The organism is Luteibacter sp. E-22 (assembly GCF_049913125.1).
Taxonomy (GTDB): Bacteria; Pseudomonadota; Gammaproteobacteria; order Xanthomonadales; family Rhodanobacteraceae; genus Luteibacter.
In genome coordinates this window covers 1,977,146-1,994,794 of sequence record NZ_CP183975.1, presented here as the reverse complement: position 1 = coordinate 1,994,794, position 17,649 = coordinate 1,977,146, and the positions used below count along the sequence as shown (strand labels likewise).

The 17,649-nt window shown below is 64.9% G+C and carries 7 protein-coding genes; all 7 read right to left on the bottom strand.

Translation table 11 applies throughout. From position 1 onward, the window contains the following. Positions 1-38: 38 nt before the first annotated feature. On the bottom strand, positions 39-1,319 hold the full coding sequence (locus ACN9M2_RS08985) for a substrate-binding domain-containing protein (protein WP_426287727.1): 1,281 nt from the start codon (positions 1,317-1,319) through the stop codon (positions 39-41). A 268-nt stretch (positions 1,320-1,587) separates the two neighbouring features. Further along, complete coding sequence (locus tag ACN9M2_RS08980) at positions 1,588-13,683, bottom strand: filamentous haemagglutinin family protein (protein ID WP_426287726.1); 12,096 nt, start codon at positions 13,681-13,683, stop codon at positions 1,588-1,590. Beyond that, positions 13,680-14,156, bottom strand: a complete 477-nt coding sequence (locus ACN9M2_RS08975; protein ID WP_426287725.1) for a hypothetical protein — start codon at positions 14,154-14,156, stop codon at positions 13,680-13,682. The genes ACN9M2_RS08980 and ACN9M2_RS08975 overlap by 4 nt, the downstream gene beginning before the upstream one ends. Positions 14,157-14,177: 21 nt before the next feature. Further along, entirely contained in the window at positions 14,178-14,804 is a 627-nt protein-coding gene (locus ACN9M2_RS08970; protein ID WP_426287724.1) for a hypothetical protein, read from the bottom strand. Positions 14,805-14,813: 9 nt separating this feature from the next. Then, positions 14,814-16,520, bottom strand: coding sequence for a putative porin (locus tag ACN9M2_RS08965; RefSeq protein ID WP_426287723.1), 1,707 nt, complete (start codon positions 16,518-16,520; stop codon positions 14,814-14,816). A 29-nt stretch (positions 16,521-16,549) separates the two neighbouring features. Then, on the bottom strand, positions 16,550-17,233 hold the full coding sequence (locus tag ACN9M2_RS08960) for an energy transducer TonB family protein (RefSeq protein WP_426287722.1): 684 nt from the start codon (positions 17,231-17,233) through the stop codon (positions 16,550-16,552). A gap of 4 nt (positions 17,234-17,237) precedes the next feature. After that, complete coding sequence (locus tag ACN9M2_RS08955; protein ID WP_371022915.1) at positions 17,238-17,645, bottom strand: ExbD/TolR family protein; 408 nt, start codon at positions 17,643-17,645, stop codon at positions 17,238-17,240. Between the last annotated feature and the right edge of the window lie 4 nt (positions 17,646-17,649).

Genomic DNA, 17,649 nt, shown 5'->3' with positions numbered 1-17,649 from the left:
CCTTCCCCGTTTCATCCATGAAAAACCGCTAGTGCTGATCAGATGTTGACGCAGGAATCGACCTTGGCCTGGGTCAACGCGGTCGACGACAGGAACGCATAGCCCGTGTTCGCGCCGATGGTGGTCACGCCGTCCGTGGTGTGGTCGGCATACGCCGAACCGACGAGGCCGCGCACGGCGCCGACGTCGGTCGAGGTGTTGCCCTTGTTATTGGCGATCAGGTACGACACGGCCATGATCGGATAGCGCGAGGTGATGTTGGCGTAGCCGGCCGGGTCGACCAGGAGCATGCAACCGGTCTGGCCGAACGGGGTGAGCGCAGCCGTCACCGGGCGACCGGTGGTGGCGTTCACACCGCTGAGGACGCGATCGGAGCTGACCAGCACGGCCAGCGATGCCGGGAAGTCGGCATACGGGTCCTTGCCTCCGACCGTGGCGTACTTGACGTGCGGCACAGTGGAAGCGGCCGCCTTCAGGTTGGCCGATTCGGCGTAGCCGATCGTGCCATCGGCACTTTCGACGGCGGCGACGACGGCCGGGTTGCCGCTGGCGCCCACCCAACCCGACGGGATGGTCGGCTTGTACTGGCTGATCGCCGTGGCGAACGACTGGTCGACGATGAAGTGCTGCGAGGCCGTGCCGGCGCAAGCAGCGGCCATGTGGTTAGCCAGCGAGAAGCTGGTGCCGCTACCGTCGGAACGGAACGCGACCTTGATCGTCGACGTGTCGCTCGCGTTGCCCGTCAGCGCCGACCACTGCGTGATCGAACCGTTGAACACGCCGCAGACCTGCGCGGAGGTCAGGCTCAGCGGGGTCGACAGGCTGTCCTTGCGATAGATCACCGCGATCGAGCCGGCCACCGCCGGGAACTGCACCGGCTCGCCATACTGCGTCTTCTTGCCGCCCGTGACGTCGAACCAGTTGTACTCGGTGGCGGACATCGGAGCATCGCTTCCCGCGAAGTGCGGATTCACCAGGATGCTGGAAGGCGCACCGAAGCCGATGGTCGTACCGTCGCAAGCACCGATGGCCGTGAGGTGGTTCGTACCGTCGGAGTTGTCGAAGATCTTCTTGCCGTTACCGCTGCCGGTCTGGCAGTACGACACCTTGTTGCCAGTACGCGCAGCCCAGGCACCGAACAACGACGTGGTGCTGACAGCGGCGGCGCCCGAAGTCGGGAACGCGGTGTTGGCCGACTGCTTAAGAGCGGGATTGAGGAAATTGAAGCCGACATAACCACCGGCCGGCAGTGTCGCGCCGCCGCCGAAGGTGTCCGTGCTCATTGCCGTGCCAGCGGCCGAAAGGCCGAGGACCAGCATGACGGCGCCCGTAACAAGCTTGGTGCGGGTGTTCCCCTTAGCATTACGCTTGAACATGGTATTACCCCTAGTCGATGAACCTCCATGTGGAGGCATATCGATTATTGGGTCGGGAGTTGTCCCTGTAATGACGTGGCGATGTCGCGATACATGCCAACACGATGACAGCGTTAACGCCTACTTCAACGTTTGGATAATGACAAGTGAGATGACAGTGACAGCGATGATGGCGCGTGGGTGACGATAGTCATTCCCACGCGCACATCATTCATCGCAAGCGGCTGCGTTCGCTATCGGTGAGACCATCTCCGGCACCTTTGCGCACGACCTGCACGGGGCTGTCGGGGTCGTACCCGTTACCGCCGGCAGGCGACACGCTTGCACCGCTGTTTGCACCGATCACCTGCACGGAAATGATCGAAGGCAGGCGGTCGCGCGAATCGGCCTGTTGCTGGCGTGCCACGTCCTCGGCCGCCTTCGTCGCCGCACTGGCCGCCGAACTGGCGGCGTTCAACGCGCCGACGTTGACACTCTGCACGACGGGCAAACCGACCGAATCGCCCTTCACCTGTACGTTATCGGCATTGGCCACGTGTGCCGCGGCGATCACGAGATTGCCCGATACACGGATACCCGCATCACCGGCATCCACCGTGCCGCGTGGTGCCATCAGGTAAACCGAACCCTCGGGCGCATCCGGAACGGTTTGCAGCGTCGCGATGCCAGCACCGGCCACCTGCCCGGACGGGTCCTGCAGGCACCACGCGTCCACCGTGCAGAGGTAACGGACCGGAGGAATTTCGCTGTTGGTCTTGGCACCCTTGCCCGCGTTGATATCGCCGTTCGAACTCCACATCACCACGTCGCCACCCTGCTCGGTGAAAATACGGCTCTGAGCAAGGAGCGTGCTGCGATCGGTGAAGATCGAGATGTCGCCTTGCTGCAGGGTCAGGATGCCTTGCGTATTGGGACCCGCCAGCACCTTGCCGTTCGGGTCCACCACGACCGGTGGCGCCGAAGCGCTTCCGAGCAGCGCCTGGCCACCGGGAGCCACGATCGATATATCGCCACCACGTTGTGTCTGGATCGTGCTTCCGCGGATATCGAGGTCACCGGTGGAAATCGTGTTCGACGCGCCGTTCGTCCCGCCTTCCGTGCCATTGGCCGTATATCCCAACGAGGCCGGGAACAAGGTGTTGAGCGCGTCGTAACCACGCGAATACATGCCGGCGAACGAGCTTCCTTCGTTCCCGTAGTCCTTGCCGACCTGCGTAAGTACGCGGAAGAGCGTCTGCTGGACGAAGATGGCCTTCGCCTCGTCCGGCAACTGCTGGAATCGCTGCCATGCCTCGTCCACCGAGTAAACCGGCGCCTCACCCTGCGCACCGGAGCCACCGGGGATCGAAAGACCCGCGTCGTAGTTTTCCACAAAGGAAACCAGGGACTTCGACCCGTCGTCCAGGCCCGCGGGTTTCGACACGGCCGGATCGATATAACGGGCGATGAACCCGGCTTGATCCATGCCGTTGGCCACACCATAGGAGGCGACGATCGACGTGCCGGTGCCCGGGAGATTGCCGTTGTACACGTTTCCGACGGTATCGATGCCAGTGATTACACCGGTCGATGACAGCACCGGGATCACCCTGTACTGCTGTCCTACAAAGGTGGGCAAACCGTAATACTCGGTTTGCGACGCAAGCCGGCCAAGGTCGCGTCCGGCTTCCACGTACAGGTAACCCGGCCCTGCCTGGACAAGCGCTGGAAGGACTTTCTCTGGTGAATACCCGATGTTGGGCACAGTCGTGAGCGGACTGTCGTAAATATCGCGCCCGGCTTCAATCGTCGAGATATCAGACCCTCTGAGCTGCTGACCGAGATACGCCAGATCGACGATGTCACGTCCCGCCTTGACACGCGTTGTCTTCGAGGTCGAAAGGAGGACGCCGCCCACACCGCCACCGATGCCATTGACGATATCGCCATCCAATGCATACATCCGAACCGGCTGCGTGTCGTCGACGTGCCAAGGTTGAGCGGCATGAACGTAGCTCTGGGTTTCCGGGGAGCCCAGCAATTCGACGCCGAGATATCCACTCGCCCTAACCTGTGCAGCCACCGACGTGCTTGCATCGACCAGCGGCGCCAGGTTCAGCGGCGATGTCAAGGACGACAGCGGAGCGTCGATGAGGCCCCACGAGTAACGCCATCCCAGTCCCTTAGCGGGAAGATCCACGCGTATCGAATCTCTTGCGAGGAGACCGAGATTTCCGTTCGTGGAAGGGAAGAGTTCACCTGATGCCTTAAGGTCGAGGCTGCCATTCGCCGCCACCAGGTTTACCGTCGCAGGCAGGATGTCACCCGCGGTGTCGCTGGTCGACGTGTTCAGGCTGCTGAGGCCGGCTGCCATCAGCTGCAAAGGTGCCGTGAGGTCGCCATAGGTGAGGTCGCCGCCATAGGCACTGACGTCGATCCTGGACGAACCCGAATACGACTGGCCGTCCGCATGATGCGCGGACGCCAGTTCGTTCACAGCCGCCGAGTCGAGCCAGGACGGATTGAAGATGCCGCCCAGGCTGACCGACCCGCCTGCCTGCACGTCCAATTGGCTGTCCTGCAAGGCGATGAGCGTGGACACGGGCATGGTGCCGCGGCTGCCATCCGGAGCCGTGTAGTTCATTGAAAAATCGGCACCGATACGGCCGTCGGCCTGGATGCTGCCCTGCCCCTTCGCGACGAAATAACTGCCGCTGAGGATGTCGCCACCCGCGCGCACGGCAAGATCGCCGCCGCCATGGGTTTGCAGCGAGCGGCTGCCGTCGCCGGCTGTCGCGATCGTCCAGGTCGTGGGCAAGGACACCGAAAGCTGGCGGATGTCACCACCAGCCGACACGTCGACATCACCGCCCGCACTCATGACTCCTTGGTCGAACGCACCGAAGTTGATCGACGATCGCGTCTCGGAGTTCGTCGTCTGCATCCACGGCCACCAGTACTGCGCGGTGGATGCACCCGCGGTCCCGGTCAGCGACCCGTCGGCGTCGACGGTGTCCTGTAAACCGATGATGTCACCACCCGCATGCAGTCCGATGCGACCCGCGTTGACCGGGTTGACCGCGCCGGAAAGCACGAGTTCGGGCGTGGCCGAGTCGATGAGGTTGCCGTTGGTCGAGGGCCTGAGGATGGATGCGCCCGTGTCGGTCTGAGTGCCATCGGCCGCCTCGCCCGCGGTGTACACGGCGGCTGGGGCTTTCGTATCGTCCCACCGCACATCGCCCGCCGCGACGATATCGATATCGCCCGTACCGGTGCGGACCAGCGTCGGTGCGGCGAGAACCCTGCCGGTGATGGGGTCGTGATACTCCGTGTGGCCGCCGAGGTGAAGGTTCGCGACAGCACCCGCCATCGTCGCCAGCGGGTCCGATGACCCGAGGTCCGCACCCGCGACGAAACGATACGAACTGCTCGATCCACCGGTGAGGCTCGCACTCAGCAACGGTAATGGGTTCGTGCCTACGGCATGCGGCGACGGGCTGTTGTCTACGGGAGCGCTTGTATCGATCAGGTCGAGCGTCGTCGGCGGAGCGACCAATCCCTGAAAATTGTCGGGCACCGCCAGCGTACCCATGAAGTCCGATCCGGTTACTGGATCGATGGCCTTCATGAGATATCCCTGGTACGCCTGGAGATAACCCACGTAACTGTTGAGATTTGTAGGTAGAGGAGGTGGCGTCGGTGCATTTTCCACGTGCACCTGATTGGGCAAACCGAGGCCTACAAGTATCACGTCCGCCGGATGATACGGATCGAAGCCGGGAATCGCAGAGGACAGGTAGGTCGCATATGCCACGTACTGCCCGTAGTACTCGGCGATTGCCACCGGATCGCCCGAGGTGAGTTCCACGGGTGGCGTGGCCAGGGGGCTTCCATCGATGGCGTTGGGCGTTCCATCGATGCCATTGCCGAGGTCGAGCACCGTGGTCCACGCCGCGCTTGCCGCCGCCCAGTCCGCCATGTCCGGCGTGGCACCGGCACCGCCGCCGGCATTGCCGTCCTGGAAGAACCCATCGGTGACGCTGGCGTAGACATTCACATCGCCTGCCGCGCGCAAGCTCAGAACCGGCGCCTGTCCCTGGTAACGATAGACGAGGTCGAGGTTGCCGTTGGCGTCGCGCTTGCCCGCGCCCAGGTTCCACGGCGTGAGCACGTCGATGGTACCCGCACTTCCGTTGTCGTCACCTGCACGCAACTCGATGCCTGGCCTGACGTGCAATCCAGGCGCCGCGGAGAGACGCGACTCGAAGGTAAAACCAGGCGATTGCACGAACCCCATGAGCGTGCCCGCGCCCTGCGCTTCTTCACCGCCGACGTAACCGTAGAAGGTGGCGTGATCCGTGTTGATGACGGCGGGCGTGAAGGTATAACGCGAGAGGAAATCCATGACCTGGGCGAAGTCGGCCGGGTCGGGACCCGTCACCGCTCCGCCGTTGCCGTCCGTGAAGACGCCGTCTACCAGTACCGCCTTTCCCGTGGTCGGGTCGACGCGGAACCAGCCCGATGGATCGACCAGGCCATCGAAGTGCTTCGTGGGGTCGGTGACCACATCGCGAGTATCCCAGGTGGCGTAGACCTCCACCGTCGTATCGCGCGTATGGGCGAAGCTTGCACTTCCAGCGATATCGATCGGCGTATCGCCGTTGGACAGGAGCGGTGCCCGCAGATAGAGGCGGCCATTCGCCGTGTCGCCACCTTGCTCGATGCGCGCGCCGGCGCCGATACGGATATGTCCGGCATCGGCGGCGTCGACATTCTGGTAGCCATACTGGCCATTCAGCGATCCGTTGCCCGTACCGGAGGTTCCAATCTGGATATCGCCACCGTGCCGTCCTTGCGCCGAGGCGTGGGTGTCGAGGACACCGTCGATATCCACGCCACGTGCACCGAAGAGATCGATGGACCCACCAAACGTACCCGATGCATCGATGGTTCCACCGATACCTATGCTGCCGCCGTCGGCCGTAAGGTCGACGAGATGGGCATGAAGTGTCTGTCCCGCGGCGAGCGCGAGATCGCCCTCGCGCGTGTGCACCGATACGCCGCCATCCAAGCCACCCGCGGCCATCGCCCCGGCCAGTGAGCCCAAGTCGAACGCACCGGCGGAATCGATGGCCATCGTGGCGCCCAGGTAACCGGAAGCCGCTGCCCCTCTCAGGCTGCCCGAGAGATCGATCACCCCGGATTCCGCGCGAAGGTCGAGCCTGCCTCCGTTGCCACCCTTGGTGCCGCCGCGCAGATCGATGTCCGCACCCGTGTCCACGCGAATATCACCCTGGTCCGCACGGATCGCGAGCGAACCTCCCGGCACGTTCACCGTCGTGTCGTTGAAGGGCAACGACAGTCCGGAGAGGTCGATGACCGCTCCGTCATTCACCTGGATATCGCCCGTGTCGGCGTGGAGGCTGAGCTTCCCGCCACGTGCCGACACACGCGTGCCGACGTCGATCGCCGCCGCTTCGATCTCCAGCCTGCCCGCCGCCGCATCGGCTTCGCCAATGTCAACCTGTGCGGGCCCCGTCAGCTGGAATGCTCCTTGACCCGTCCAATGTGCGTCGGCACCGTTGTCCACCGACACCAGCGAGGTGACGGCAGCGAAGTTGGCCGCACCCGTGTTCAGGGTGCCCGTGCCCGAGGCGAACATGCCACGGCTGGCATGAATCTCGATGTCGGCCAATCCACCGAGTGCGAGGTCGCCGTTGCCCGTATGAAGATCGCCTGCGTCGATACGCAGGTGGCCACCGCCTGCCCCGACGGTTCCCGGGACCACGCCCGTATCGTTTTCCAGCACCACGCTGTCGGCGGCGAGGACGGCACGTCCACCGTCACTGACGATTTCCGGCGTGCTCAGAGTCAATGCATGCGAGACACCGAGGGTGACATCGCCGACGAGGTCGATGCCCGACCGGCCACGCAACACCGTCATCTCGGTGCCGGCGAGCTGGGCGAGGATATGCGGGCCGATGAGAAGACGGCCGGCCTGGTCCTGCGTGGACGGGTCACGACCCGAAAGCGCCATGCGCCCCGCCGTCACGTCGATGGACGGCGCGCCCAGGTTGGCCTGGTCCGCGATCGACGTGAGGCCGGTCGCGTCCATGCTGATCGATTGTCCCGATACCAGGGACGCGCCGTCACCTATCGTCAGGTTGCCGCCCGGAGCACCCGCCGCGCCGTCGAGGCCGGTGACGTTGTGCCGGACGATCGGAGCGGCATCCGTTCCGGACACGCGCACCAGGGCGCCATCGCCGCTCGTCGCCGTGGAACCGCTGACCGCCAGGTTACCGATCAGGAGCGCGGGAGATGGCGCGTCCGTCGATGCGTTGGCCCGAAGTGAACTTCCCGCATCGAGCGTCACGTTGTCCGTCGCGGCGAGAATGACCTCCGCGCCCTGCAATGCATGCGCCGCATCGTTGGAAAGAAGCACGTCGCTCGCGATGACGGCCACCCGATCGCCATCGGACTCGCGGCTGCGCTTGCCGCCGATCAGCAGGCTACCCGCTCCCAGCTGGGACAAGTCGTCGGCATCGACATGCAGATAGCCGTCGCGGGCCACGCCTGCGCCGCCGAGAACCTGGATGGCATCCCCTGCGATGTCCACCTGGGAGCCGCGGCCGCCCGTCGCGGGTGCCGCGTCCAACGTGGCACCCAGGGTCAGCGACGATGTCGCCGCCAGTGTCAGGCGCCCCGCATCCGCGCCGAGTTGCGGCGCGACATCGCCCGCGCGTGCGGCGGCATTGGCGAAGAAGGTGTCCGCCGATGTCAGTGAGTATTCCGAGTACTGGCCCCAGACCTTCGCGGACTGCACGAGAAAACTGCTCGAACGTGCGTCGCGTGCCCCGGTGAGCGTATCGGTGAAATAGCCCGACGCGACCACGGTGCCATCGGGCGCCGTCGCCGCGCGTCCGATGACCGGATCGGTGACCCTCGTGTTCTGGACGACGCGGAACGCGCCGGGCAAGGTCGCATAACGGGCCGGAAGCAAGGTGTAGACACCGTCCGGCAGGCCGGGGACGCCGGAAAGATAGACGCCCTGCCCCACGGCCGGACCCGCGCCCGTGCCATTCTCCAGCGCCAGGTCGCGCGCCGACAACGGTGCGTGATAACCGGGAACGATGGCGTAGACGGCACGGCCGTCGCTGTACAGCGGAACCTGGGTGCCCTGCGTGGACTGGCTGAAATCCGTCTGGTACTGCGAAAGCACGTCGCGCGAGCCGCCGGTACCCGGCACCCACTCACTGGCCTGAACATGGCCGCCACCAGACAGGTCTACACGCGCTCCGCCGTCCACCGCCACGTTGCCGCCGGCAATGGAGATGGATTTCTCCGGCGGCGCGGTGAGCAACCTGTCCGTGAGCGCGTTGGGAACGTCGTAATGCCAGTCCTTGCCATCGACCGTGCTGCCATACGGCACAACGGCGCCATCGAGCGATACGGACGTCACGCTGCCCGGGGCGAGGTGAACCTGCCCCGTCACGCCGAGCGGGATCGAAGCGTCGAGTCCGAGCGCGGCGAGCGTCGCCGCGGGATCGTCCGTGCCCAACGCCAGCGACCCGGAGGGAACCCACAGCGTCCCCCGCTGTTCGATGGTGTCGGCTCCCACCGCAAGCACGCCGCCTGCGGAAAGCGGCGTCGTGCTGTCGGTCGAGGATGCCTGGTGGAACGTGATGGTCGTCTTCGCGGACGAGTTGGTCGCGTCGACGAGGAAATGGTAATCGGTGGCGGGATAGACACGCGTGCCGGTGAAGTCGATGTCACCCGTGCTGTAGAGCCAGCCGGCTTCGGTACCCGAGAGCGGATTGATGAAACGAACGTCGCCGCTGGAGTTGAACGACGCGTTCCCGATACCGGAAAGGGAAATGCGCCCGCCAATATCGATGAAGTCCGCGTTGACCGTGAGGCTTCCATTGCCGGCGACCGCGCTCGGCCGGGCAACCGTTTCCATCCCGAGAAGCGACACATACGGCGCCGAGAGGGTCACGGTGCCGGCGTCACCGACGACCGTGGCGGCGGAAGGCACGGCCCGTGCGTCGGCCCCGGCGGTCGTCAACGTGCTCGCCTGCACCTGGATGCTGCGAGACGCGTGAAGGGCGATGTCGCCCGCGAAAACCACGCTGGCAGGCTTGACCGTCGTGTCATGGTCGACAAACGAACGGCCGATCAGCACATCGTCCAGCCCCGCACCTTCGAGCCTGTCGATGGCGAAGCGCAGATTGCCGTCATCTGGCGCACCTGGATCTTTCAGGGCCAATGGATCGGCATCGACGGGAGCGAACCAACCGCTTTGTTGAATAAACAGAGGCACGTTCTGCCCCGGTGCGAACTCCGCCGGGTAGCGTGCCGCGAGGCTGAACCGGCCACCACGCGCCGTGTCCGCGCCGCCGTGTCCGTCGATCGAAGCGTCGAAGAAAAGGCCTTTCGCGGCTTCGAGACTGAACGACCCGCCGTCGCTCCATACCGGCGTGGCCTGATATACCGTCGATACCACGCCATTGCGCCGCCCATCGGCGGGCAGGTCGAAGGTATCGTTGGTACCCGAAAAATCCACGACGGCACCCCGCTCCGCGACAACATAGGCATCGGACTGCACTTCGATGTCGCCACCGTCAAGTACGACACCGGTCCGCTGCTCCGCCGGGGTGGTCCCCAGCCCGGGCAGGGCTGGCGCGACCGGGTCCAGCAAGGAAATGCCACTCGCGTCGATGACGCTACCGGCGCCAAGCCACACGCCGCGTCCCTCCGACAGCACGTGCGCTCCGTCGCCCAGGTTGTGCAGCAGGATGTCGCCGCCCCTGGCAGCCAGCGTACCGTCGACAACCACCTTGCCGACGCCGCTTAGTGCGATGGTATCGCCGGCACCGACGTCGACTCTTGCGCCATCTCCGATGATGACGGAGCCGGTATAGGCCGCGTACTTCCTGTCGCTACCGGGGGCCGGTGCCTGCCACATCTGGTAGAGGCCCGCCTGAAATGAAATGCCGTCGCCAGCCTGCCGATGCAGGTAGTTATCATAAGCACCCACGTCGCCGATGCTGACGATTCCATCGCCTCCCGATTGCAACAGCGATGTCCGGCTGCCGAGAGTGAGAAGCGCGGAACGGTCAGCCACCATGTAGGCGGGCCGCACGGCCAAAGAAGTGCCTGGCGCGACGACGACATCCGTGTCGGCAACGAGGTTGTAGCCCGAGAAACCCTGTCCACGGAAGAACGCCGGATCGAGATACAACGTCCACGCCCCGCCGTTCTCATCCGGTGCTCCACCCACCTGGATTCGAGGCGCATGCAAGGTGAGCGTACCGCCGCCGGAGAAGCCGCCGCCAATGAGGGTTCCATCCAGCGAAATGGTGCCGCCCAGCAGGTCGACGGGTGCCGCCGTGATGCCGTACTTGTTCATGCCGTCGTCGGTGTGCGTCGCCACCGTGACGTCACCGCCCCGTCCGGCAGGCAGGTCACCGTCCATGGCAAGGCGCCCGTCGACACCGACATACCCACCGCCCGAGACGTCGATGACGCTGCCGCGTTCCATCGTGATGTCCGGAGTGACATCCGTGGACGGCTCTCCGCCCTTCCAGCCCGACAACGTCACCGAGCCGCCGTCGATGAACGCGCGGCCCTCGATTCCATCGGCAGGGCGACCCGTATCGTTCACCCAGAGTCCGCTCGTATCCAGGCGCCCGCCACTCCCCACGGTGATGAAGGTGGGAAGATTGTCCGCCCTTATCCCCGCCTGTCCGCGCGATCCGAGGGTGATGCTGCCACCATGGGTGACGATCGTTCCCTGGATATCGACGCTCGTACCGGCGATGTCGACTTCGCCACCATCGGCGAGATGCAAGGTGGAACCTTCCTTCAACAGCACCGTACCCGGTGTACTCAGCTTGAGCCGGCGGAAGCCCGCGTTGTCGATCATCGCGGTCGAAAGCCGGAGCCAATAAGACGGATTGTCCGGATCGGTGGGGTCACCGTTTCTTGCAGGAAGCGTACTGTCCTCGTCGAAGTCGGGAACGAAGGCCTGGATCGGCTGGCTTCGGTCTTCGATCAAGTAATTGACCGATACCGACTGGCCGATGTTGACGCTGTCGCCCATCGAGGCGAGATCGCGCGAGCGGATGTCGAGCGTACCCGCCAGCGGTTCGGAGCCGTTGGCGACCTGCTCACGGCCGGCGTAGGCGTGCGCACTGACATCGCCATCGATGATGAACTGGTAAGCGTGTCCGTCATCCGTGCTCAGTCCAAAGGAGAGCGTGCCCGCGTCCCCTCCCTTGATGAAGCCGGAATCCCAGCGCCTCATGTTCGCCAACAACGGGCTGGACACGAAGGATTCGGTCACGCCCCAGCGGGCGTGCTCGCTATCGAAGATGCCTGCGAACCCCGCGTACTGCACGTCGGGATCGGCGGCGGCGATGTCGTAGATAAGCCCGTTGGCGCCCTGCAAACGAGGCGTCTGGACGTAGCCCGGCAGGTAGTTGATGAAACCGCCTTCCAGGCGAAGCTGCGCACCCGTGCGAATGACGGCATTGTTCTGGAAGGCTATCGTGCCCGCATTGATCATCAGCTGCTGGATGTCACGCGGTACATTGCTGACGTAACCGGCCACGTTCAGTACCGGGCTTCCCACCCAATCCAGGCCGTCAGGGCGCGTGCCGCTGCGCGACGTGTCGACCGCCACGTTCTTCGCCGTGTAGAGGAAGCTGTTCCGAAGCAGCGGCGAGTTGGCGAGTTCGTTCAGGCCGATACGTGGAATGGTCACCAGCAGCGCGGACATCGGCAGGGTGATGTTGGCAAGCCCGGAGACATCGATGATCGCGCCATCGTCGATGTAGGCATCACGTGAGAACGTCACGTGGCCGGCAGGCACTTCCATCAATGCGCCGCTCTGCATGACGGCATCGAGCCCGACGTCTACCCTGCTGGTCACGAAGGCGGCGTCGGCCGACGGTGACGAGGTCGTGGTTTCACCGTCCTTTTCGGGAAGGACCGTGGTGACCGAGCGACCACCAAAGACGATGGGCTTCGCGGCACCGGTCACGAGGCTGAAGGAAATACTTCCCGGATGGCTGAGGCTGGTGGAACTCACCACCACACCCGCCTGCTCCATCGCATCGCCGATCCACTGAATGCTCCCTCGCCGGGCCTGGACAAGACCTGTATTGATCACGTCCATATGGGGGTCGAACAGCGGCGCGGAAGAAGCTTCGCTCGCCCCCACCGCAAGCGCACCCGTCGAGTTCGACTTTGCGACGAGACCCGGTGCCGCGGCGAGGATTACCTGCCCGTCATCCGCGGTTATCCGGCCATCCTGCTGGACCCCGGTGGCCGCGACGATGACAAAACCATTCTTCGTCGCATTGACAGACGCGCCCGCCTCTACCGTGATCCCACCACGGTGGTCTTCGCTGCGGCCCTCTAACGCCCCACTCACCAGGAAGCCCGCGACCCCTCCATCGAGACCGAGGATGTTCTCGTTGTCCTGCGTGGCGCCAATGCCATTCTTCAGAAAGAACGCATTGCTTTTCTTCACATCGGTACTGAACAAATCCAACGAACTGGCGATCAAAGAATGCGTATCCACCTGCGCACCGCCGCCAAAGATCATGCCGTTGCGGTTGAGCAGATAAACCGTACCCTCCGCCTTGATCTGGCCGAGGATCTCGCTCGGCTTCCCCGACGGATCGTTGACACGGTTCAGCGCGATCCACTGGTTGCTGCCATCGGTCCGCGTACCGCCCGTCTGGTCGAAATGCACGGTCGTATGGCGGCCGACGTTGAACGTCTCCCAGGTCATGATGGCCTTGGGCGCGTTCTGCTTGATCTGCACCGTGGTCTGACCGCTCGCGACGGATTGCGTCGGCGCGTTGGCGTTCTGCCACAGCGAGGGGTCGCTACCGGCGTGGCTGTCGACCTGCAGGCCACCCTTGCCCAGACCGTCGGGCAGGTTGGAGGCCAGCGCCTGGGCGGCGGCCTGGGCGCTCTTCTGCGCACTCATCTGCGCCGCGACGGCCTGCGCGGCGGCATCGAGGTTGGCGATCGACTGTTGCACGCGTTGCTGCAGCATCACGTTGCCGGGCGTGAAGACGTTGCCGCCGTTACCCGCCGCGCCACCGCCTGGCGAAGGCGCGGCCGGCTGCGTGGTACCCGGCTGCTTGGTGGCGAACCATCCGGGGCTGAACGCTGGCGGCGTCGCCGCGTGCGCGGCGCCACCGAACAGTGCCAAGGCGATGAACTGGCACATCGCCCGCCGGCGCAGGGCCGGGCGTGGCTTGACCGAATTCGGCTGACGGGTGTCGCTGGGGGTCTTCGTACGAACCATCATGAGAAATCACCGGTCATCGTCGCCACTTCATCATTGAGTTCAGGCAGCGCCGCGAGCTCTTTCAGCTCTTCGTCGCTGAGTTCGCGCAGAACCGACCGGATCGCCAGGCGGCGCCCGTCGTGCAACCACGCGTTGAGCACGCTGGCGATCGCGCGGATCGTCGGCAGCGCGGTGTCGTCCAGTTGCGGCTTGCGGTGACGCAGGCGGTCTTCCACCGCGTAACGCACCCTTGATCCAAGGAAGGCCGAGGATTCGCGAAGCAGCTTTTCCAGTGCCTCGCGAGAGCAGCGGTCCATCAGCACGTCCGCCGCCCTGCCCTGTCGGGCCGCGTACAGCTGCCGCAGCATTTCGGCGAGCGCGTGCATGCAGCTCATGCCACAGGTCCGCGCATCCACCTCGGCGCGCGCACGCGACGGACGCGGCCGTGGTGCGCGGTATTCGGGCAGCGACGAAAGCTCATGATCGGGATACATGGACTGCCTCGCGATGCGGTGTCATTGCGCGGCCGATGCCTGGCCGGCACGGGGATCGAAACGCTGCTCGTAAAGCCTGTCGCCGAACGACTGCGCCGCCGCTTCCAGCTTCACCCGCGATTTCGCGGCGAACGGCTGGCGCGAACCGACGATGTCGCCCATATCGATGTTCTCGTAGGCCGCGATCACTTCCTGGCCCACGCGGTACATCTGCACGTTGCGGGCGGTGCAGGCATCCACCTGCCCCTTCGCCGCGTCGAGTTCCCTGGCAAGCCGCGCGCGCTCGGCTTCCGCCGTGCGCAGCGCGACCGCGGACGCATCCATGTCTGCCTTGCCTCGTTGCAGGCTGGCCTCCGCCGCCTCGCGACGCTGCCGCTCCGTGGCCAATGCTCGGCTCGCTTCCGGCGACACGGCCGACGAAGACTTCGCCCCTGCGCGCGCCGTCTCGGCTTCCTTCTTCGCGTCGTCGCGCTCCTTCTCCAGTGCGGCCTTCTCGGCGGCCCACTGCGATTGCTGCGCCTGGAGCTCCTGCAGTTGCGTGCGCGTCTCGCGCAGCTGGTCGCGCATGCGGCTTTCCAGGCTGGCGGTCTGTGAGAACGCCTGCGGCAGCACGGCGAACAGCGCGATGGCGATGAGGGTGCGTTTCATGTCGCCTCCTTAGAACCGGGCATTCATTTCGAGCTGGAAGACGTCGATCGACAGCGGCGGCCCGAACACTTCCTTCGCGTTGAAGTAGCGCGCGCTCAGCCAGGCGTACGGCGAGATGCCGTAGCTGCCGCCGAGGATGAAGCCCTTGGCATTGGTGCCACCGAGGTGGAAGTCCGTATCGGTCAGGCCGTCGAGGGTGGCATCCGGTTGCAGGTATTTGTAGGCCAGGGCCACGTTCCATTCGCCGGCCGCATGCGGATTCACATCGCCGAGGGTGGCGCGCACCATCCAACCCACCGGGCCGCTCTTGTAGGTGTTCTCACTGAAATCGCCGGCACCGAAATTGTTGACCAGGCGGTTCAGCCCGACGCCCGGACGGAACGCGTCCGCGCGGTGGTAAGCCATGTTGCGGATGTAGTCGGCCTCGAGACGCAGCGGCGTATCGGCTACCTTCATGTCCAGCTGCGTGTTCACGTCGGCCACGTGGTAGTCATAGACCAGGCCCACGAATTGCGGCTGGGCGTAGCTGCTGGGCGAGTTCGGGTCCGGCACGATATCGCGGATCAGGAACAGCGAATTGCCCTTCTGCATGAAGGCCGAGCGCGTGGCGTCGGTGTCGCAGAAGTTCACGCCGAGGTAGATCGAGCACGGCGACGACAGCTCGCCGCGCATATGGTCGAAGCGGTAGTAGGCGAGCGCCAGCTTCCACTGCGTATCCTCGTTGAAGCGCCATGTGCCGCCGAGCTGCGCACCCGTCATCCACTTGTCCCGGCTCGCGTTCTTGATGCCCTGCTGCGAGGGGAAGTCGTCGGCCTGGTACTCGATCGGGAACATGCCGACGTTGGCGAACGCGCCGATCTCGTCGGTCACCGGTACGTTGAACTTGCCGACGATGCCGTCGAAGTTCAGGTCGTTGGAGTAGACCAGGTCGGTGCTCATGAAGGGGTTGGGCATGCGTCCGCCGATCACCTGCGCCCAGTCGGTCGGCTTCCATGCCAGCCAGGCCTGGTCGAGCCAGAGGTCCTTCTTGGCCAGGCCGCCGCCGAGGGTCTGCGTGGTGGAGACCGGATTGTTGTCGTTGCCCGTCCCGATGCGGATACCCGCGGTCACGTCGTTGCCCAGGTCGACGTTCACGCCCAGCCGTGCACGGATGCGCAACGAGTTGGTGCGGTTCTCCAGGGTGTTCAGCAACGGCGGCGGATTCGCGCCGTTGAGATCGTAGGGACCGGTACGGTTCAGTTGCGCGAAGTCGACGACCGGATAGGCGTTGCCCTTGTCGTAGTAGTGGAACTCATCGCGCACGCGCATATCGCCGGACCAGCTGATCCGGTCGAGCCACTCCGGCAACTTGCCCGGCTCGGCCCAATGCTCCGTCCTGGCCTGTGCGACCACTTCCTGGCGCAGTTCGTCCTTGATCTGGTTGCGTACCACTTCCGGTACGTAGGTGACGCGCACCTGGCCCGGCGCGGCCGGCGCGGCGTTGGCCGTACCCACCAGCTTCTGTGCCTGGGCGGCTTCGGCGTTCGCCTGCGCGATGAGGCCGTCCGCGTCCGACTGTGTCAGCACGCCACGTTTCACCAGCAAGCGGACGAGGTTGATCGTGGCGTTATCCGAGGGCGCGCTTTGCGCGTGCGCCGAGCCTGCGAAGATCGCCAGACCGATGGCGGCGGCCAAGATGGCGCGCGCGGGGCGGTGGCGGGCCTTTCCGATGGTCATGCGAACTCTCCGGATGGAATGGGCGGTGCTCATGCGGGACGCTTCCCGCGGATGGCCACGCGTAAGGGGAAATGCAGGGACGAGGGTGGCACGACGTCGACGCGCGGCATCGCGCGCAAGGCGTCGAGCAAGGCCTCGTCCGTTTTCGTGTTGCCGCTGGAACCGACCAGTTCGGCGCGGGTGAGGCGCCCGCCGGCATCGAGCCAGATATCGGCGCGCACGTCGAAAACGAGGCGATTGACCCGTTCGTCGCGCTGCACCGCCTGCTGGATCGCATAACCCAGGTACTGGTCGTAGCTTCCGGTGCCCGTGCCAGTGCCGCCGCCGGAACCGACCATGCCGCCACCATCGCCGGCACCGATGTTGAAGGCGTCGGTGCCGGCCTGGGCATCGCCGTTGATCGTCACGTTCTTCGCGACGTCGTCGCTCGGCTTGGGCGCATCCACCGGCTTCTCCGGCTGGTCCTGTGGCTTATCGTCGACGGGCTTCATCTCGTCTTCGACCTTCTTCGGCTCCGGTGGCTTTTCCTTCGGCGGCGGTGGCGGCGGTGGCAAGGGGGTGATCGTGGCGATGCGTGGCGCCTCGCGCCGCACGCCGACGCTGCTGGAGGCGAAATGCCAGACCAGCGCGCCGAGCAGCAGGATGGCCACCAGGCCGACCGCGGGACCGATCCAGCGGCGGCGTTGGCGACGATGTGATGGGGACGAGGTCACGCGCTCATCCCTTCGGCGACTTGCCGGTGACCAGGCCGACCTGCGGCAGGTCCACGCGACGCAGCAGGTCGAGGATGTCCATCACCTTCTGGTACTGGACCGTGGCATCGCCCTTCACCACCACCGGGAAATCCGGCGTGATCGCCTTCAGCGAACGCAGGCGCTGCTCCAGTTCGTCGATCGTCACCGGGTAGGCATCGAGGAAGATCTGGCCCGTATCGGAAATGGTGATGGCCTTGGTCTGCGGTTTGGCCATGCTTACTGCCGCGCTGGCCTTGGGCAGGTTCACCTTGATGCCCTGCACCGACGCGGTGGTCATGATGATGAAGATGACGAGCAACACGTACGCCAGGTCGAGCATCGGCGTGATGTTGATGTCGTCGTACGGCTTGTCGTCGTCTTGCGCGCGCATGATC